Origin of the sequence: Kosakonia sp. R1.Fl (assembly GCF_023516815.1) — a bacterium.
GTDB lineage: Bacteria > Pseudomonadota > Gammaproteobacteria > Enterobacterales > Enterobacteriaceae > Kosakonia.
Genome location: NZ_JAMGSQ010000001.1, coordinates 419,379 through 438,003, shown reverse-complemented (window position 1 = coordinate 438,003; position 18,625 = coordinate 419,379). Strand labels below are relative to the sequence as shown.

Here is an 18,625-nt window from a genome sequence, read left to right as displayed (position 1 = left end):
CTGAAGCGGAAAAATGGTCTGTTAAATATTCTTTTTTGGAAATGTTATTAACTTGTGTTTCTATTTAAAAAAACCATAAAAACCACGCCAATAATTAAGGCGTAAATCACACAAAATAAAAGAAACCTTAAAAACCATAGGAGCCATTAAAACTCCGGTTTTAATATGCTATTCCTCACATAAAGTATGCATTTAGCCCTTTACTCTACAGGCACAAAATAACCAAGGGGCTTAATTATGAGCACAACTGACGATTCATTCTCTGTTACCTCTGAATCGCTGGCGATTCAAAAAACATCACTGAAGGATAAGTGGTGGCACATTATGGATACGTGGAAAGTGGGGATTATTCCACTGCCATTATTCCTGCTAGCCGGTGCGTTAATTGCTATCGATTGTCTTGGCGGCAAGTTGCCGAGCGATATCGTCGTGATGGTGGCGACGCTAGCGTTCTTCGGCTTTGCCTGCGGCGAGTTTGGTAAACGTCTGCCGATCGTGGGCAAACTGGGCGCAGCGGCGATTTGCGCCACCTTTATTCCTTCAGCAATGGTTTATTACGGTTTGCTGCCGGACGTGGTGGTCGAGTCCACAACGAAATTCTACAAATCAACCAACATCCTCTATCTCTACATCTGCTGCATCATTGTCGGCAGTATCATGAGCATGAACCGCACCACCCTGATTCAGGGCTTCCTGCGCATCTTCTTCCCGATGGTGTGTGGCGAAGTGGTTGGCATGCTGGTGGGTATGGGCGTTGGCCTGGCGCTGGGTATGGAACCGTTCCAGATCTTCTTCTTTATCATTCTGCCAATCATGGCGGGTGGTGTAGGTGAAGGCGCCATTCCGCTCTCTATCGGTTACGCCACCTTACTGCACATGGATCAGGGCGTCGCGCTGGGCCGTGTACTGCCGATGGTGATGCTGGGCGGTCTGACCGCAATCATCATTTCCGGCTGCCTGAACCAGTTGGGTAAACGCTTCCCGCATCTGACCGGCGAAGGCCAACTGATGCCAAACCGCAGCAATGGTGATGAACCAGCGCCGGCTGCCCCTGCGTTTTCCGGTAAAACTGATGTCACCACCATCGCGGCGGGCGCACTGCTGGCTGTGTTGCTGTACATGATCGGCATGCTCGGCCACAAACTGATTGGCCTGCCTGCACCGGTCGGCATGCTGTTTGCCGCCGTGCTGGTTAAGCTGGCGCACGGTGTTTCTCCGCGCCTGCTGGAAGGTTCTCAGGTGGTGTACAAATTCTTCCAGACCTCCGTGACTTACCCAATCCTCTTCGCCGTGGGCGTTGCCATTACGCCGTGGGAAGAGCTGGTTCACGCTTTCACTCTCGATAACCTGCTGGTGATCGTGAGTACCGTTTCCGCACTGGTTGCCACTGGTTTCTTCGTAGGTAAAAAGATTGGCATGCATCCGATTGATGTCGCCATCGTTTCCTGCTGCCAGAGCGGCCAGGGTGGTACAGGGGATGTTGCCATCCTGACTGCCGGTAACCGTATGAGCCTGATGCCGTTTGCACAGATTGCCACCCGTATTGGCGGTGCGATCAACGTGTCGGTATCGCTGCTGGTTCTTGGCAATTTCCTCGTCTGATTAAGCACTACAGGAACTGATATGAAACTCGCAAGCTTTGTCCATCAGGGGATCCGTAGCTACGGCATCGTCAAGGCTGATGGTGTCATCAATCTGGGCCAGCGCCTGGGCGACCGCTACGGTGATTTGAAATCGTTGCTCGCGGCAGACGCGCTGAGTGAGGCACAACAGCTGAGCGGTGAAGCGACGGATCTGCGCTTTGACGATCTCAACTTCCTGCCGGTTATTGAAAACCCGGGGAAAATTCTCTGCGTCGGCATGAACTACGCCGAAAAACGCAAAGAGTTTGATCAACATAACCCGGCGCCGACGCTGTTTGTACGCTTCGCCGACTCGCAAACCGGGCATAACGCGCCGGTGCTCAAACCGCGTCACTCCAGCGAATTCGACTACGAAGGTGAGCTGGCGGTGATCATCGGTAAAGGCGGTGAAAACATCTCTCGTGACGCAGCGTTAAGTCATGTCGCAGGTTACAGCTGCTACATGGATGGCTCTGCGCGTGACTGGCAGCACACCTGGTTCACCGCCGGGAAAAACTGGCGGCAGACCGGCGCGTTCGGCCCGTGGATGACCACGGCAGATGAGATCCCCGATCCGCATCAGCTCGCTATCCGCACCTGGTTGAATGGTCGCATGGTGCAGGACGACAACACCGCCAGCATGATCCACAAGGTCGCCGAGCTTATCGAGTACATCAGCACCTTTACCTGCCTGACGCCGGGCGACGTCATCATCACTGGCTCACCGGGCGGTGTTGGCAAGAAACGCAATCCGCCGCTGTTCATGAAAGCGGGCGATCGCATCGAAGTGGAGATCGAAAACATCGGTCACCTCAGCAATGTGATTATTGATGCGCCAGCCCATGCGCTGACGGCAGCGCACTAAGGACGAAGGCAATACGATGCAAGCACGACCCTCCATCGACTTCCGCGTTGCGGAAGTCAACGGCAATACTCAACGGCTGGCCTCTATCCGCGCGTTGCTCGCAGACAGTGGTTTAGGTATGGACAGCGATATCACCACCTTCGTTGAAGCCTGGTCGGGAAACCGGCTGGTGGGTTGTGCAGGTCTCGCCGCCAACGTCATCAAGTGTGTAGCGGTTGAAGAGCAGTTGCGTGGAGAAAACCTCAGTGCGCGGCTGCTGGCGGAAGTTGAGCATCTGGCGCTGGCGCGTGGACATTTTCATCTGTTCCTGTGCACGCGCCCTTGCAATCGGGAGCGTTTCCAGCATAGCGGCTTTTGGCCGGTTGCCCAGAGTGGTAACAATGCGATATTAATGGAAAATACGCCGTCTGGCATTCAGCGTTACTGCCGCACTTTGCAGGCGCGCCGCGTTGCCGGAAAGCGCATTGGCTCCATTGTGATGAACGCCAATCCCTTCACGCTTGGCCATCGGCATCTGGTTGAGCAGGCCGCACAGGCCTGCGACTGGCTGCACCTGTTTGTGGTGCGGGAAGATGCCTCGTTCTTTCCTTTCTCCGCACGGCTGAAAATGGTGAAAGCGGGCGTGGCGCACCTGCCAAATGTCACGGTCCACGAAGGCTCTCAGTACATTATTTCCCGCGCTACCTTTCCGGCCTATTTCCTTAAAGAGACCGGCAAAGTGCAGCAGGCGTGGAGCGAAATCGACCTGCTCATCTTCCGTAACCATATTGCCCCGGCGCTTGGTGTTACCCACCGCTTTATCGGCAGCGAACCGTTTTGCGATATCACCCGCCAGTACAACCAGACTATGCATCAGTTGCTCGCGGGGGCGGTTGAAGTGGTGGAAGTTCCGCGCATTAAAGCGACCGGCACCGCCATCTCTGCCTCAGAAGTGCGTCGTTTACTCAAAACACACCAGTTTTCCCGTATTCGGGAAATTGTACCGGATACCACTTTTGCGCACCTTGAATCTCATTACAGCGCGGAAGTCGCTTAAAAATCAGGAAAATAACTATGAAAATTGTAAGGGAGGCGCTGGCCGGGACGATGGAGTCCAGCGACCTGATGGTGAAAATTGCCCCCGCAGAAGGCGAGCTGGAGATTGTTATCCACAGCGAGGTGATGAAGCAGTTCGGCGATCAAATCCGCAAGGTAGTGGATGCCACGCTGCGCGCGATGGAGGTTCGCCAGGGCTTAATCATCATTGAAGACAAAGGCGCACTGGACTGTGTAATCCGCGCCCGTCTGCAAAGCGCCATTCTGCGCGCCGCCGAAGGCACTGAAATCGACTGGGGGAAACTGCTGTGAAAAAACTACGTCGTAGCATGCTGTTCCTGCCAGGCGCTAACGCTGCCATGCTCTCCACCGCCTTTATCTACCGCCCTGATTCGATCATGTTCGACCTGGAAGACGCGGTAGCGCTGCGCGAAAAAGACACCGCGCGCCTACTGGTGTTCCACGCGCTACAGCACCCGATGTATCAGGATATGGAAACCGTGGTGCGTATTAACCCACTGAACACGCCGTTTGGCCTGCCAGATCTGGAAGCAGTGGTTCGTGCTGGTGTTGATGTGGTGCGTTTACCGAAAACGGATACGCCGGAAGATATCTACGAGCTGGAACGCCACCTGGAGCGCATCGAACTGGCCTGCGGTCGCGAAGTGGGATCGACCCGCGTAATGGCGGCGATTGAGTCGGCGATCGGCGTGATTAACGCCGTTGCGATTGCGCGCAGCTCGCAGCGCTTAATTGGCATCGCGCTGGCCGCATTTGACTACGTAATGGATATGCAAACCGAACGTGGCGACGGCACCGAGCTGTTCTACGCGCGCTGCGCTGTGCTGCACGCCGCGCGTGCCGCTGGAATTGATGCGTTCGACGTGGTGTGGTCAGACGTCAATGATGAAGCCGGTTTCCTGCGCGAAGTCGACCTGGTGCGCAAAATGGGTTTCAACGGCAAGTCACTGATCAACCCGCGTCAAATCGATCTGCTGCATAACGCCTATGCGCCAACTCAGCAGGAAGTGGATCACGCGAAAGTGGTTATCGAAGCGGCGGAAGAGGGCGAGCGCAACGGCCTGGGCGTGGTTTCGCTGAACGGCAAAATGATTGACGCCCCGATTATTAATCATGCGCAGATGGTGCTGGAACGTGCAGCTGCGTCCGGCGTGCGTCGTTAAGGACAGAACAATGAATCAAACAGAGCTTCTTCACGTTAATTTTCCCCACCTGCGTGATTTAAAACCCTTTGAAAGCGCGCATTCGGCAACACCATGGCTGGCGGATATCAACACCAAACACACGCGCAAACTGTGCGCGACGCTGGAAGACGCGATTGCCCGCAGTGGTCTGAAAGACGGCATGACCATCTCTTTCCACCATGCATTTCGCGAAGGCGATCGTGTGATCAACAGCGTCGTGGCAACGCTGGCGCGTCTGGGATTTAAAAACCTGACGCTGGCGTCCAGTTCGCTGATGACCTGCAACGATGCGCTGATCGAGCATATTCAGAACGGTGTGATTTCGCGTATTTACACCTCCGGAATGCGCGGCAAGCTGGCGGATGCAATCTCTCACGGCCTGATGGCGGAACCGGTTCAGATCCACTCTCACGGCGGGCGCGTGAAGCTGTTGCAGGATGGCGAGCTGAACATTGATGTCGCTTTCCTCGGGGTGCCGTGCAGCGATGAGTTCGGTAACGCCAACGGCACTCAGGGGAAATCCTGCTGTGGCTCGCTGGGTTACGCGATGGTGGACGCGCAGTTCGCCAAAAAAGTGGTGTTACTGACCGAAGAGCTGGTGCCATTCCCGAATATGCCTGCGAGCCTTGGTCAGGATCAGGTTGATCTGATCGTGCAGGTAGAGAGCGTGGGCGATCCGGCGAAAATCAGCGTCGGCGCGGCACGCGTCACCAGCAATCCGCGCGAGTTGATGATCGCCCGTTACGCCGCGGATGTGATCGAGCACTCCGGTTATTTCAAAGACGGTTTCTCCATGCAGACCGGCTCCGGCGCAGCAGCGACCGCAGCGACGCGCTTCATGGAAGAAAAAATGGAGCGCCACGGGGTGAAAGCCCGCTTCGCGCTTGGCGGCATCACCGGTAGCCTGGTGGATCTGCATGAGAAAGGGCTTATTGAAAAACTGCTGGATACGCAGTGTTTCGATGGCGAAGCGGCGGCTTCGCTGCGCTGTAACCCGAATCATGTCGAGATCTCCACCAACGTCTATGCCAACCCGGGCGGTAAAGCTGCTAGCTGCGATCAACTGGATGTGGTGATCCTCAGCGCGCTGGAGATCGATGTCGACTTCAATGTTAACGTCATCACCGGTTCTGATGGCGTGATGCGTGGCGCATCCGGCGGTCACTGCGATGTCGCGGCAGCTGCCAACCTCACCATTGTCGTGGCTCCTTTGCTACGCAGCCGCATTCCTACCGTTGTAAAACGCGTGACCACGTTGCTGACACCAGGGGAAAGCATCGACGTGCTGGTCACCGATCATGGTATTGCTGTTAACCCGGCGCGACCGGATATTCGTGAGCGTTTACTGGCGGCAGGGCTGAAAATCGTCGACATCGAAGCGCTTTACCAGCGTGCGATTTCACTGACCGGCGAACCGAAACCGATCGCATTCACTGACCGCATTGTTGGCGTGATCCGTTATCGCGACGGCAGCGTGATCGATGTTGTTCGTCAGGTTAAAGAGAACAATCTATGACCACACTGACGCCCGTGAGAGCGGGCGTCAGCCTCGAAGCGCTGCTGGCGGCGAAAGATAGCCGCGCGGCGCGTCAGGCTGACTGGCTCACTCACTATCAACAACCGGTTATTTCGCTGACGCTGGTTACCCCCGGCGCGGTAAAAGACAGTATTCGTTACCGCAATACCATGGGCGTGGCACTCCAGGCCTGTGACCAGTTGTTGTGGCAAAACCGCTGGCGCGTGCTGGACAGGCAGGTATTGTGGCTGCCAACCGGCGCGGAAGCGTTGTGGTGCGTGGAGCACCCGGCGGTGGAAATCAAAGCGCAGTGCGTGGAGATGGAACAGACCCATCCGCTTGGCAGATTGTGGGATTTCGATGTGTTTTGCCCGAAAGCAGGGCAGGTGGGGCGGCATTCGCTGGATCTAAATACTCGCCGCTGTCTGGTATGTGATGAACCTGCACACGGCTGCGCCCGTTCGCGTCGCCATTCGTTAGAAGATGTAGTTGCTCGCGTGGAGAGATTAATCGATGGCTGGTTTGCTCGCGACTAAATCCGCCATTGCTGATGTGCCTGAGCTTGCGGCGCAGGCGCTGCGTCTTGAGCTGGATTTAACCCCCAAACCGGGGCTGGTGGACAGAGCCAATAACGGCTCGCACCAGGATATGGATCATGCGCTGTTTTTAAAGAGTATTGCGGCGATTACGCCGTGGTTCAGGGTCTTTGCCGAAGCAGGAAAAACCCATGCGCAGAAACCAGCCAGCGAGCAGCTACGGCTGCTGCGCCCGATGGGTATCGCCTGCGAGCAAGCGATGTTCACGGCGACAGGGGGCGTGAACACCCATAAGGGCGGCATTTTTTCGCTTGGTCTGCTCTGTTTCGCCGCCGGGCGTTTGCAGGGACAAGGGCGCAGGGTTAGCGCTGACGCGCTTTGCCAGCAGGTGAGTGAAATCTGTTGTGGATTAGTGGCGCGTGAACTGGATGGTCGCCCACAGGCTATCACGGCGGGTGAAAAACAGTTTCGCCAGTATGGGCTGACTGGCGCACGCGGTGAAGCCGAGCAGGGGTTTATCACCGTGCGCCGTGCAGTGTTGCCGTACTGGCATCAGGAGCACGGGGAGCGGCGGTTACACAATGCGCTGCTGCGCCTGATGGCCGCGAACTGCGACAGCAATCTGGTATCTCGCGGTGGTATTGAAGGGCTGCACTACGTACAGGATTATGCGGCGAGGTTGCTGGTAACTGGCTGGGATAGCGACGCGCTGCGCGAAATGGATCGGGCGTTAATGGCTCGTCGGTTAAGCCCCGGCGGGAGTGCCGATCTGCTGGCGGTGGCCTGGGTTCTTGCCGGGCTGTAAGTAGGTTATAAAAAATCACCTGTATAGCAGATGGTATTGATCGCGCCCAGGAGGCGCTCGCTAAAAGCATGATTAAAAGCCTCAGCCTGTTCTGCACGATTTAAAGCAAAAGAGAATAAACCGAAGCCTGTTGCTGACCACCTTCGCAAAAAGAGATGGTCAAATGGCCACAAAAAACCCGGCGCTCAGGCCGGGTTTTGTCTTTGCATCGTTAACCACCTTCAGGAGATGGTTATCAGTTTCAGGCTTTCTGCGCCACGCCTTCTGGCTCACGCACGTGTTTATACTTAAACAGCATCACGAAGGCGAAGGCCAGCACCAGCGAGTAACCTGCGAAAATCAGCCACACGGTTTTCCAGTCGGTGATGCCCGCAGTGGTGTAGATCTCAACTACTTTGCCGCTCACCATCCCGCCGAGAATACAGCCGAAACCGTTGGTCATCATCAGCAACATACCCTGCGCACTGGCGCGGATAGCCGGATTCACCTCTTTCTCCACGAATACCGAACCGGAGATGTTGAAGAAGTCGAATGCACAACCGTAAACGATCATCGACAGAACCAGCAGCACGGTACCGAACGGCGTCGGGTCGCCATAAGCAAACAGACCAAAACGCAGCACCCAGGCGATGATACTGATCAGCATGACGTTCTTGATGCCGTAACGGCTCATAAAGAACGGGATCGCCAGGATAAATGCGGTTTCGGAAATCTGCGAAATCGACATCATCACCGACGCATGTGTCACGATGAAGCTATTGGCGAACAGCGGGTTCGCGTCGAAGCTGTGCAGGAAGGTGTTGCCGAACATGTTGGTGATTTGCAGTTCGGCGCCCAGCAGCATCGAGAAGATAAAGAAGATTGCCATGCGCTTGTTTTTAAACAGCGCGAAAGCGTTCAGGCCCAGCATTTCCACCCAAGTCTGTTTCTCTTTGCTTTTAGCAACCGGCATATGCGGCAGCGTCAGAGAGAACAGGCTCAGCACCAGCGACAGCGCCGCGCCAATGTAGAGCTGCATGTGGCTCAGTTCGAAACCGGAGAAGCTCACCGCCCACATCGCCAGAATAAAGCCGATGGTGCCCCAGATACGAATCGGTGGGAAATCGGTCACGATATCGTGGCCTGCGGATTTCAGGCGGAAGTAAGAAATGGTGTTCACCAGGCCCAGCGTTGGCATGTAGGCCAGCGAGTTAAGCAGGATGATGGCGAACATTGCGCCTGGCGTGGTGACGCCTGCGGCGATAAATAATGTAATCGCGCCAACCAGATGGCACAGAGCATACACCCATTTTGCGCTCAGCCACTTGTCCGCAACGATACCGAGCAGCGTTGGCATCAGCAGTGATGCAATACCCAGCGAGCTATACACCGCGCCAATTTCCGCGCCCTGGAATTTCAGGGTCACGAACATATAAGAGCCAAGCGTAGTCAGCCAGCTTCCCCACAGGCAGAACTGCAGAAAGATAATGACTTTCAGCTGCAGCTTAAGATTCATGCTAATTTCCTCACAAAGGAGAGTGATAGATGTTGGAATGGGCACAATTGCGTTTGTTATGTGTCAGGATTCTACCATCTACGGGGTGGCGAATTTGTTATGCCCGACATAAAAATGCAAACTTCCTCTGATTGCATTTTTATATGGTGACGTATCTCACACTTTAGCGCAACCGTTTGCATCACTCACATGAATACCTTATGCCTCTTTCGTTGGTACAGACGAAAGAGGCAGCAGATTAGTTGCGACGGTAAGTTTTCTGCGCAGCGTTAACTTTGTAGAGATAGCGGCGGGATTCCGCCGAGGGGTGGCGTGTGGTCAGGGTTTGGTACACATCTCCTGGCGTCATGGTGTTGATGATATTTGCCGCCTGCACTTTATCGGCGGAAAAGACGCGTAACACGCTGCCGGCACCGCCGTTATAAGCGGTAATAACCGCATAGCGCCGCGATGTAGGGTTAGTAATACCGGAGAGATAAATATTGTTCAACATCGCCAGATAGGCGGTACCGGTATCGATGTTGCTTTGCGGATCAAACAGATAACTGCGATCGGGCGTACCAGATTTCCCCTGCGCGCGGAACACATCTTTACCGGCGCTGTGCTGCACAACCTGCATTAAACCGAGCGCATCGGAGCGGCTGACGGCGTATGGGTTAAAAGAGGATTCGGTTTGCATAATCGCCAGAATCAGCGATTCGTCGACGCCATATTTATGCGACGCTTTGCGCACCATACCGACGTATTTATGCGCGCGTTTATCCAGGTGGTTTGGCACCAGGTTAATGGTCACGCTGTAGATCATCCGTAAGCCGTTGCTGCGGCTTTTCAGCCGTGTTTGCAGCAAATAGTCCGCAAACTGCGCTGCACGCCATTGCCAGCGAATGGCTTCGCCATTGTTATCCAGCACCTGGCCATACAGGAACGGCTCTTTCGAGATCTGAATATCGTCAACATCGGAGTAAAGATCGATAGAACCCGGATCGTCGCCCATCAGCAGGGTTTTGATAATCGCCTGGCGCAAATGCGCCGCAGGATCGGTACCGGAGATCGTCTCGACGGTGATCGTCCCCTCGTCGAAGTTGATGTGGCTGCGGGTTTGGTACTGGTCGGTGTATTTAACGTAGTCTTTCGGGCCTGCGATCAGAACCTCGTTAAAACCCCATAAATTCTCAATATTATGGGCAAATTGACCCATCAGGATGTCAAAACCGTTGGTGTCTTTAATCCAGGCTTCGTTGTAGTCGTCGCCCGTTTTATTCGAACTGGAACAAGAAATCAGCAACGGCGCAATAATCGCTAGCGCTAAATATTTTTTCATCATTCCGGGATGCAATTGTGTTGGTGTGTTAGCGCCGGTGTTCTCTGCGCACTGGCAATGCCTTCCCATGCATTCGCGGCATTACCAGTGATTGCGCGTGAACAGCGGCTTATTTTTTTTCTTGCGGCGTATAGCCTTCAATATGCACGTCTTTACCTTCAAACAGGAAATTCACCATCTCCTCTTCCAGCAGTTTGCGGTGCTCGACGTTCATCATGTTGAGTTTTTTCTCGTTGATCAGCATGGTTTGCTTATGCTGCCACTGTTTCCAGGCCTCTTTCGAGATCTCGTTGTAAATGCGTTTTCCGAGATCGCCCGGATAGAGCTGGAAGTCTTGCCCTTCCGCTTCACGTTGCAGGAAGGTACAAAAAATAGTTCTGCTCATAACATAATCCTCTTTGCTTGCGCGCCTAACGGACTTCGGCGCGTAATTGCTGTATCAGGCGTTCCACGGGAGCCGCCAGACCGACGGATGGCGGTTGCGCTAAGTTATACCAAAGACCTGCGCCCTCATCCATGCAAGACGAGAACGAGGACACGCCAAGCCACATAGGCACAATATCCAGATGGAAATGGCTAAATGTATGGCGAAACGCCACAAGTTGGCTGAGATTATCGGCGCTAATCTTCCTCTGCGCCAGCCAGGCCCGCAGACTGGCCTCATCGCTGAACTGCGGGAAGCAGAATAACCCGCCCCACAGCCCGCTCGGTGGGCGCTGCTCAAGATATACTTCGCCTTCATGCTGCATCAGCAGAAGATAACCGGTGCGTTCGGGCAGCGTCTGTTTCGGTTTTTTACCCGGATATTGCGCCCAGGCGTTCGCTGCATAGGCTTCACAGCCCGTTTGCAGCGGGCAGAGCTCGCATTTCGGTTTCGAACGGGTGCAAACCATCGCGCCCAGATCCATCATCGCCTGGTTAAAGCGCTCGACGCCCTGAGCCGGGGTGACCTCTGTGCTGATCTCCCACAAACGCTTTTCCACCTCTTTTTTACCCGGCCAGCCGCCCACCGCATAGCAGCGCGCCAGCACGCGTTTTACGTTGCCATCGAGAATAGGAAAATGTTTGCCCAGCGACAAAGAGAGGATAGCGCCCGCGGTCGAGCGGCCAACCCCCGGCAACGCAGCAACCTCTTCGAACGTCTCCGGGAAGCGCCCGCCGTGCTGGTTAGCCACCTGCTGCGCGGCTTTATGTAAGTTGCGGGCGCGAGCGTAATAACCCAGCCCGGTCCATAAATGCAGCACTTCATCCAGCGGTGCGTTCGCCAGATCGGTCACCGTTGGAAAACGCGCCATAAAGCGCTGGAAGTAGGGGATTACGGTTGTTACTTGCGTTTGTTGCAACATCACTTCCGATAGCCATACTTTGTAAGGCGTTTTTTCAATTTGCCAGGGCAGCGTTTTTCGCCCGTATTTGTCGTACCAGCCCAGCACCTGGGCTGAAAATTGAGACGCTTGCATGGTCACCAGAATCACGTAATCAGGGGCGAAGATTGCAGCACAGAGGCGATGAGCTGTAAACCGGAACTTTCCGGTGCTTGCATCGGGCGATGAACTTTGGATAATGCCCGTTTCCTGAACACTCTCACAAGCAGATCACTTTATGAATAACGACGTCATTTCACCGGAATTTGATGAAAACGGCCGCCCGTTGCGCCGCATTCGCAGCTTTGTCCGTCGCCAGGGCCGCCTGACGAAAGGGCAGCAACATGCGCTGGATAATTACTGGCCGGTGATGGGCGTTGAGTTCACTGAGCAGCCGCTGGATTTCACAACGCTGTTTGGCCGCACAGCTCCTGTCACGCTGGAGATCGGTTTTGGTATGGGCGCGTCGCTGGTTGAAATGGCGAAAACGCGACCGGAGCAGGATTTCCTCGGCATTGAAGTACATTCGCCGGGCGTTGGCGCTTGCCTCTCCTCCGCACATGAAGAGGGTGTGGAAAACCTGCGCGTAATGTGCCACGACGCTGTAGAAGTGTTGCACAAGATGATCCCTGACAATTCTTTGAATATGGTGCAGCTCTTTTTCCCTGACCCGTGGCACAAAGCGCGTCATAATAAACGCCGCATCGTTCAGGTACCCTTTGCTGAACTGGTGAAAAGCAAGCTCAAGCTGGGCGGCGTGTTTCATATGGCGACAGACTGGGAAGCTTACGCGCAGCATATGCTGGAAGTGATGACGTCCATCGACGGTTACAAAAACCTGTCGGCGACAAACGACTTTGTGCCGCGTCCAGAGTCGCGCCCGGTAACCAAATTTGAACAGCGTGGCCATCGTCTTGGTCACGGCGTATGGGACTTAATGTTCGAGAGGGTGAAATAATGGCAACAAACCGCAGCCGTCGTTTGCGTAAAAAAATGCATATCGATGAATTTCAGGAACTGGGTTTTTCTGTTGCATGGCGCTTCCCGGAAGGCACCAGCGAAGAGCAGATTGATAAAATCGTTGATGACTTTATTCAGGAAGTGATTGAGCCGAACAAGCTGGCGTTTGACGGTAGCGGTTATCTGGCGTGGGATGGTCTGATTTGCCTGCAAGAGATTGGCAAATGTACTGAAGAGCATCAGGCCATCGTGCGTAAATGGCTTGAAGAACACCAGTTGACCGAGGTGCGCGTGAGCGAACTTTTCGACGTTTGGTGGGACTAACTAAAACATAAGGGGCCAGCATTTGCTGGCCCGTTTTGTCTCTACAGGAGTTTTTATGATGCGCAAAACGCTACTGGCGGCGGCACTAACGCTTACAGCATTCGCGGCTCAGGCCGACTATCAATGTAGCGTCACGCCGCGTGACGATGTGATCATCAACCCGCAAACCGTGCAGGTGAAAGGCGAGAACGGCAATCTGGTTATCACACCGGATGGCAACGTGATGTTCAACGGCAAACAACCGACCCTTAGCGCCGCTCAGCGCGAGCAGGCAAAAGATTACCAGGCAGAACTGCGCAGCGCGCTGCCGTGGATCGACGATGGCGCGCGTAGCCGCGTGGAGAAAAACCGCATCGCGCTGGATAAAATCATCGTTAAAGAGGTAGGTGAAAGTAGCAGCATGCGTAATCGCCTGACCAAGCTTGATGCACAATTAAAAGAGCAGATGAATCGCATTATTGAACATCGTAGCGATGGCCTGACCTTCCACTATAAAGCGATTGAGCAAGTGCGCGCGGATGGCCAGCAACTGGTGAATCAGGCAATGGGCGGCATTCTGCAGGACAGCATTAATGAAATGGGCGCGAAAGCAGTGCTGAAAAGCGGCGGCAACCCATTACAAAACGTTTTAGGCAGCCTTGGCGGTCTACAAACTGCAATCCAGAACGAGTGGAAAAACCAGGAAGCGGATTTCCAGCAGTTCGGGAAAGATGTTTGTAAGCGTGTAGTGACGCTGGAAGAGAGCCGTAAGGCATTGACCGCCCAGTTAAAGTAATCCAATTTCACAGCCTTCTCTTTTAAAGAAAGGCTGTGTATTTTTTTCTATATACTCTATTTAATTTTTTTTATTATTTCTTTAATTATATATAGATAATCCTTATCTTTTCTTCCCTTACTCACTGTACTTTTTAACAGGCATAAAAATTTCCGCTGGCCAATAAAAGTGCAACAAAGTATGCGAAACTACAAAATTTGGTGGGTTTTGAATAAAAGGTAGCAATATCTGTGCCTTAAATGACATTTGGTGTGCTTTCGGAATGTTCCTGTTGATGTTAATATCGCAGCTTCAAATCATGGACTTGATTTTTACCAAAATAACCTTATGTCATCATTAAATATCAAACCAGAACAGGCTCCTCCTTTATTTGAGAGTCATCCCATTCAGTTTAAAGCTAGCGAAATTGATCTACTAAATTTGGTGGGTATTTTATGGAAAGGTAAAGCTTTCATTATTGCGACTGTGCTGTTATTTGCTGTTGCCGGTTTTTTTATTGCCGCATTATTGCCACAGAAATGGACCAGCCAGGCTGAGGTTACGCCAGCGGAAAAAATCCAGTGGACAGAGTTACAGAAAACACTGGTTGCGCTGCAAGCGCTTGATGTAAAAGTGCCTATTGATGCTAACGAGATATTTAACCTTTTCCTGAAAAAATTTAACTCTCAATCATTGAAAGAAGAGTTTCTTGCCTCTTCTCCGCTGGTTTTGGGGAAATTACATGATCAGAACTTTGATCAACACGAATTGCGTCGCGCGGTCGTGCTGTTATCGGAAAAAATTAAAGCCATCAACAACATCAAACCCGGCACTAGTGACTCTTCTTACGCCTCATGGTCGCTGAGCTTCACCGCGCCGAGCGCACCGGAAGCGCAGCAGGTACTTAAAAGCTATATCGATTATGTGTCAGCGCAGGTGGTGAAAGAGACGCTGGATACGCTGCGTAGCGATGTTGACGTGCGTAAAAGTTACGAAAAAAACGTGCTGGAGATGGATCGGGTGCGCATCACGACGAAGCATGATGCTAATATCAAACGCCTGAATTACTCGCTGGAAGTCGCCAATGCCGCTGGAATCAAGCGCCCGGTCTACAGTAATGGCCAATCCGTACAGGATGACCCTGATTTTTCTATCGCGCTGGGCGCGGATGGGATCGCAGAAAAGCTGCGGATTGAAAAGTCGCTTAAGGATGTTACTGAGTTAAATGCGGATTTCCAGAACCGGGAATATACCTTGTCGGAGCTTGAAAAAGTTAACATCAAAGATATTGAGTTTTCCCCTATCAAATACCAACTGACGCCCTCTCTTCCGATGAAAAAAGATGGCGCGGGCAAGGCGTTAATTCTTGTACTGGCGGCGATGATCGGCGGGATTATTTCATGTGGTATTGTGCTGCTGCGCCACGCAATGCGTCAGCGTAATATTCTGTAGCCGCGGATTGTTTCCTGGCTGGCTGTTCAAATAACTGAACAGCCAGCACCTGAATTATTCGGCAAGAAATAGTTCCAGCAAGGAATTAAGAAATAACTTGCCGTGTTCTGTTATCTGCCAGCTCTCTTCATTTTCCGTCAAATAATTCAGCTTCAGAGCTTCCTCAATTTGCGGGCGAATAATGCGTTCATCCAGGCCGGTATACCGTGAAAAATCAGCACGCGGTGCGGGTTCCAGCAGACGGAAACGGTTCATAAAGAACTCGAACGGTTTATCTTGCGCTTCCACATCGTGCTGCTTATCCAGATAATTGCCCTGCATATAACCGCGTGGATGACGGGTTTTTGCCGTACGCAGAATACGCCCATCCGGGAACGTCACTTTACCGTGCGCACCGCAGCCAATCCCCAGATAGTCGCCAAAACGCCAGTAGTTGAGATTGTGCTGGCACTGATAACCGGGCTTCGCGTAAGCCGAGGTTTCATATTGCTGATACCCGGCGGCGGTCAGGATCTGGTGGCCCTGTTCGAAAATGTCCCAGAGCGCATCGTCGTCTGGCAGCGCCGGAGGACGTGAGCCAAACAGCGTATTAGGTTCAATGGTGAGCTGATACCACGACAAATGCGGCGGGTTGAGCGCAATTGCCTGGCGCAAGTCATCCAGCGCTTCTTCCAGCGACTGATCTGGCAACCCGTGCATTAAATCAAGGTTAAAGCTGCGTAACCCCAGCCCGCTCGCCAGGCGCGCGGCGCGTTTGGCTTCCTGCGGGCCGTGAATACGACCCAGGCGCTGTAACTTCGTTTCGCTAAAACTTTGTACGCCAATGGAAATGCGGTTCACGCCGGCACGCTGGTAATCGACAAAGCGGTCGGCTTCCACGGTTCCGGGGTTGGCTTCCATGGTTATTTCTGCATCCAGTGCGAGCGGCAAACGCGCACGTACGCCGTCCAGCAATGTTTGCATTGCCGGACCAGAGAGCAGGCTCGGCGTACCGCCACCAATAAAAATGGTCTTTACTTCACGTCCCTGCGCGTAGGCGACATCGGCATCGAGATCGTTAAGCAAATGCTGAACGTAATCGTCGTGCGGCACTTCGCCCTTTAATGCGTGGGAATTGAAATCGCAGTACGGGCATTTCTGCACGCACCACGGAATATGTATATAAAGGCTCAGAGGCGGCAAATCAGCCATTACGCAGTGCTTCCAGTAACAGTTTCAACGCTTGTCCACGGTGGGAGATCGCGCTTTTTTCTTCGCGGGTGAGCTCCGCAGCGGTTTTGCCCTCAGCAGGGACAAAGAAAATCGGATCGTAACCAAAGCCGCCGTTACCGGCGGCCTGCCGCGTAATCACGCCAGGCCAGCTGCCGTGGCACACCAGCGGGGTCGGGTCATCAGCATGACGCATATAGACCAGTACGCAATGGAATTGTGCTTTGCGCTTAGCGTCCGGCACATCTTTTAGCGCGTCGAGCAGTTTTTCCAGGTTCTGTTGGTCGCTGGCATCAACGCCGGAATAACGGGCGGAATAAATGCCCGGCGCACCGCCGAGGGCATCGACAGCCAGGCCGGAATCGTCAGCAATCGCAGGCAGGCCAGTAATTTGCGCTGCGTGGCGGGCTTTGAGGATCGCGTTTTCAATAAACGTCAGGCCGGTCTCTTCGGCGGACTCCACGCCTAACTCAGTTTGTGCGACAACATCAAAGCCAAAATCATTCAGCAGCGAGGCCAGCTCGCGCACCTTACCGGCATTACCGGTAGCGAGGACAACTTTTTGCATAGCGGATCCTAATGTATCAGCGCCGCGACTTCTGTCGGGATCTGTTGCGGATGTGAGATTTTAATCTGTTTGTGGCGGCCCAGTTCGCCTTTTTCAATCACGACCTGGTTTTTCGCCACGCGGAACTGCTTAGCGAGGAATTTCACCAGGTGCGCATTGGCCTGGCCGTCCACTGGCGGGGCGGTGATGGCGACTTTTAACTCGTCGCCATGCAGCCCGATAATGGCGTCACGGCTGGCTTTAGGCTGAATATACAGCTGCAACACCAGCCCGTCTTCACAGGTAACAACGGCACTCATAGTGCCATCCACAGCCCCGGCAGCAGAATATCGCCGGTAGATTGCAGCAATTCCGCAATCCCCATATTCAGAACATACAGCAGCAGCACCAGAATCATCGGTGAAAAATCGATGCCGCCCATGGCCGGCAGCAGACTGCGGATTGGGCGCAGCAGCGGCTCGGTCAACTGCATGAGCACATACTCCACCGGGCTGCGTCCCTGACTGACCCAACTCATGATGGCCATTACCAGCAGCACCCAGAAAATCATCAAGCCGATGGTTTTGAGTAAAATCAGCAGGGCGGAGGCCCAGATAATCGGCTGGAAGGTGATGACCATAAAAATCAGTATCGCTTTAATAAACGACAGAACAAAAGCAATCAGCAGCGAGGCGCTATCCAGCGGCCCCATTGCGGGCAGCACGCGGCGCAGCGGCCCGACAATCGGCTGCGTGGCCTTGACCACGAACTGCGAAAACGGGTTGTAAAAATCGCAGCGTGCCCACTGCATCCAGACACGTAACAGCAGAACCATTGTGTAGAGTTCAATCACTGTCGAGAGCAGGAAAGTCAACGTCTTCATGGCGTTCCTCAGTTTTCCTTAATTTTTTGTGTAATCGCGCGCACCAAAAATGGCCGTACCAATGCGCACCATCGTGCTTCCCGCCGCAATGGCGGCGGTCATATCATCGGACATGCCCAACGACAGGGTATCCACCGTCGGATAGCGTGTTTTCAACGCCTCAAATGCTACAGCCATTTGCCGTGCCACGGCAAACTGGCGTTCGTAATCTGTTTGCGGCGCGGGTATCGCCATCAGTCCTCGCAGACAAATACCAGATAGCCCGGTCACCTGGGCTGCCAGCGCATCCAGCTCGCTGAGAGCAATACCGGATTTGCTTTGCTCATCGCTGATGTTGATTTGGATAAGCACATTTAGCGGCGCTAACGTTGCCGGGCGCTGCTCGCTTAAACGACTGGCAATACGCAACCTGTCTACCGTGTGGCACCAGTCGAAGTTCTCCGCCACCAGACGGCTTTTGTTGGACTGTAACGGGCCAATAAAGTGCCATTGCAGACCCTGAACGCCCAGTTGCCTGAAGTGGTTAATTTTATCCACCCCTTCCTGAACATAGTTTTCGCCAAAAGCACGTTGCCCGGCGTCGATCGCTTCTGCGACAGCGCTCGCAGGTTTGGTTTTACTCACTGCAAGCAATGTCACTTCTTCTGAAGCACGGCCGCAGCGCGCTGCGGCGGCTGAGATTTTGTCCCGGACCTGTGCCAGGTTATGCGCAATATCGTTCATGATTCCAGG

21 protein-coding genes are annotated in these 18,625 nt (G+C 53.6%); 12 read left to right on the top strand and 9 right to left on the bottom strand.

What is annotated here, in order from left to right; translation table 11 throughout:
- The first annotated feature begins 237 nt into the window (after positions 1–237).
- From M8Q36_RS02065 to citG, 8 genes are read left to right on the top strand one after another with little or no spacing between them, the layout of a single operon-like run.
- Positions 238–1,602: a 2-hydroxycarboxylate transporter family protein gene (locus tag M8Q36_RS02065; protein ID WP_200553449.1), complete on the top strand. Its 1,365-nt coding sequence runs from the start codon at positions 238–240 to the stop codon at positions 1,600–1,602.
- 21 nt (positions 1,603–1,623) lie between these two features.
- A complete protein-coding gene (locus M8Q36_RS02060; protein ID WP_249879869.1) occupies positions 1,624–2,487 on the top strand; it encodes a fumarylacetoacetate hydrolase family protein in 864 nt (287 codons plus the stop codon).
- 16 nt (positions 2,488–2,503) lie between these two features.
- The gene (gene citC / locus M8Q36_RS02055) at positions 2,504–3,523 is read left to right on the top strand and encodes a [citrate (pro-3S)-lyase] ligase (RefSeq protein ID WP_249879868.1); all 1,020 of its coding nucleotides are present in this window, start codon (positions 2,504–2,506) and stop codon (positions 3,521–3,523) included.
- Positions 3,524–3,540: 17 nt separating this feature from the next.
- On the top strand, positions 3,541–3,834 hold the full coding sequence (citD, locus tag M8Q36_RS02050; protein WP_249879867.1) for a citrate lyase acyl carrier protein: 294 nt from the start codon (positions 3,541–3,543) through the stop codon (positions 3,832–3,834).
- Entirely contained in the window at positions 3,831–4,706 is an 876-nt protein-coding gene (citE, locus tag M8Q36_RS02045) for a citrate (pro-3S)-lyase subunit beta (protein WP_086873483.1), read from the top strand. The genes citD and citE overlap by 4 nt, the downstream gene beginning before the upstream one ends.
- A 10-nt stretch (positions 4,707–4,716) precedes the next feature.
- A complete protein-coding gene (citF, locus tag M8Q36_RS02040; protein ID WP_249879866.1) occupies positions 4,717–6,243 on the top strand; it encodes a citrate lyase subunit alpha in 1,527 nt (508 codons plus the stop codon).
- Complete coding sequence (citX, locus tag M8Q36_RS02035) at positions 6,240–6,779, top strand: citrate lyase holo-[acyl-carrier protein] synthase (protein WP_249879865.1); 540 nt, start codon at positions 6,240–6,242, stop codon at positions 6,777–6,779. The genes citF and citX overlap by 4 nt, the downstream gene beginning before the upstream one ends.
- Entirely contained in the window at positions 6,757–7,584 is an 828-nt protein-coding gene (gene citG / locus M8Q36_RS02030) for a triphosphoribosyl-dephospho-CoA synthase CitG (RefSeq protein WP_249879864.1), read from the top strand. The genes citX and citG overlap by 23 nt, the downstream gene beginning before the upstream one ends.
- Before the next feature lie 241 nt (positions 7,585–7,825).
- On the opposite strand, the gene M8Q36_RS02025 is transcribed toward citG, so the two are convergent.
- From M8Q36_RS02025 to mutY, 4 genes are all read right to left on the bottom strand, one after another.
- Positions 7,826–9,079, bottom strand: coding sequence for a nucleoside permease (locus M8Q36_RS02025; protein WP_020455178.1), 1,254 nt, complete (start codon positions 9,077–9,079; stop codon positions 7,826–7,828).
- Between the two features lie 238 nt (positions 9,080–9,317).
- Positions 9,318–10,400 carry a membrane-bound lytic murein transglycosylase MltC gene (mltC, locus tag M8Q36_RS02020; protein ID WP_249882710.1) on the bottom strand — a complete coding sequence of 361 codons (1,083 nt, stop codon included), beginning with the start codon at positions 10,398–10,400 and terminating at the stop codon, positions 9,318–9,320.
- 109 nt (positions 10,401–10,509) lie between these two features.
- Positions 10,510–10,785: an oxidative damage protection protein gene (locus tag M8Q36_RS02015; protein WP_200553435.1), complete on the bottom strand. Its 276-nt coding sequence runs from the start codon at positions 10,783–10,785 to the stop codon at positions 10,510–10,512.
- A 25-nt stretch (positions 10,786–10,810) separates the two neighbouring features.
- Positions 10,811–11,860, bottom strand: coding sequence for an A/G-specific adenine glycosylase (gene mutY / locus M8Q36_RS02010; protein ID WP_249879863.1), 1,050 nt, complete (start codon positions 11,858–11,860; stop codon positions 10,811–10,813).
- Between the two features lie 142 nt (positions 11,861–12,002).
- Between mutY and trmB the strand changes: the two genes are divergently transcribed.
- The 4 genes from trmB (at position 12,003) to wzz(fepE) (ending at position 15,254) form a co-directional block, all read left to right on the top strand.
- A complete protein-coding gene (trmB, locus tag M8Q36_RS02005) occupies positions 12,003–12,722 on the top strand; it encodes a tRNA (guanosine(46)-N7)-methyltransferase TrmB (RefSeq protein WP_097406099.1) in 720 nt (239 codons plus the stop codon).
- Positions 12,722–13,048 (top strand): YggL family protein, encoded by a 327-nt coding sequence (locus M8Q36_RS02000; RefSeq protein WP_249879862.1) that lies wholly within the window; start codon positions 12,722–12,724, stop codon positions 13,046–13,048. Before trmB ends, M8Q36_RS02000 begins: the two co-directional genes overlap by 1 nt.
- 55 nt (positions 13,049–13,103) lie before the next feature.
- Positions 13,104–13,823: a YggN family protein gene (locus tag M8Q36_RS01995; RefSeq protein WP_017457569.1), complete on the top strand. Its 720-nt coding sequence runs from the start codon at positions 13,104–13,106 to the stop codon at positions 13,821–13,823.
- Positions 13,824–14,150: 327 nt separating this feature from the next.
- Complete coding sequence (gene wzz(fepE) / locus M8Q36_RS01990; RefSeq protein WP_249879861.1) at positions 14,151–15,254, top strand: LPS O-antigen length regulator Wzz(fepE); 1,104 nt, start codon at positions 14,151–14,153, stop codon at positions 15,252–15,254.
- Between the two features lie 54 nt (positions 15,255–15,308).
- Here wzz(fepE) and hemW read toward each other — a convergent pair whose 3' ends face one another.
- The 5 genes from hemW to M8Q36_RS01965 are packed head-to-tail and all read right to left on the bottom strand — an operon-like array spanning position 15,309 to position 18,616.
- Complete coding sequence (gene hemW / locus M8Q36_RS01985; RefSeq protein ID WP_249879860.1) at positions 15,309–16,445, bottom strand: radical SAM family heme chaperone HemW; 1,137 nt, start codon at positions 16,443–16,445, stop codon at positions 15,309–15,311.
- Complete coding sequence (locus tag M8Q36_RS01980) at positions 16,438–17,031, bottom strand: XTP/dITP diphosphatase (RefSeq protein WP_249879859.1); 594 nt, start codon at positions 17,029–17,031, stop codon at positions 16,438–16,440. The genes hemW and M8Q36_RS01980 overlap by 8 nt, the downstream gene beginning before the upstream one ends.
- Positions 17,032–17,039: 8 nt before the next feature.
- A complete protein-coding gene (gene yggU, locus M8Q36_RS01975; RefSeq protein WP_020455169.1) occupies positions 17,040–17,330 on the bottom strand; it encodes a DUF167 family protein YggU in 291 nt (96 codons plus the stop codon).
- A complete protein-coding gene (locus tag M8Q36_RS01970; protein WP_017457574.1) occupies positions 17,327–17,893 on the bottom strand; it encodes a YggT family protein in 567 nt (188 codons plus the stop codon). Before M8Q36_RS01970 ends, yggU begins: the two co-directional genes overlap by 4 nt.
- A gap of 18 nt (positions 17,894–17,911) precedes the next feature.
- On the bottom strand, positions 17,912–18,616 hold the full coding sequence (locus tag M8Q36_RS01965; RefSeq protein ID WP_249879858.1) for a YggS family pyridoxal phosphate-dependent enzyme: 705 nt from the start codon (positions 18,614–18,616) through the stop codon (positions 17,912–17,914).
- Positions 18,617–18,625 lie beyond the last annotated feature (9 nt).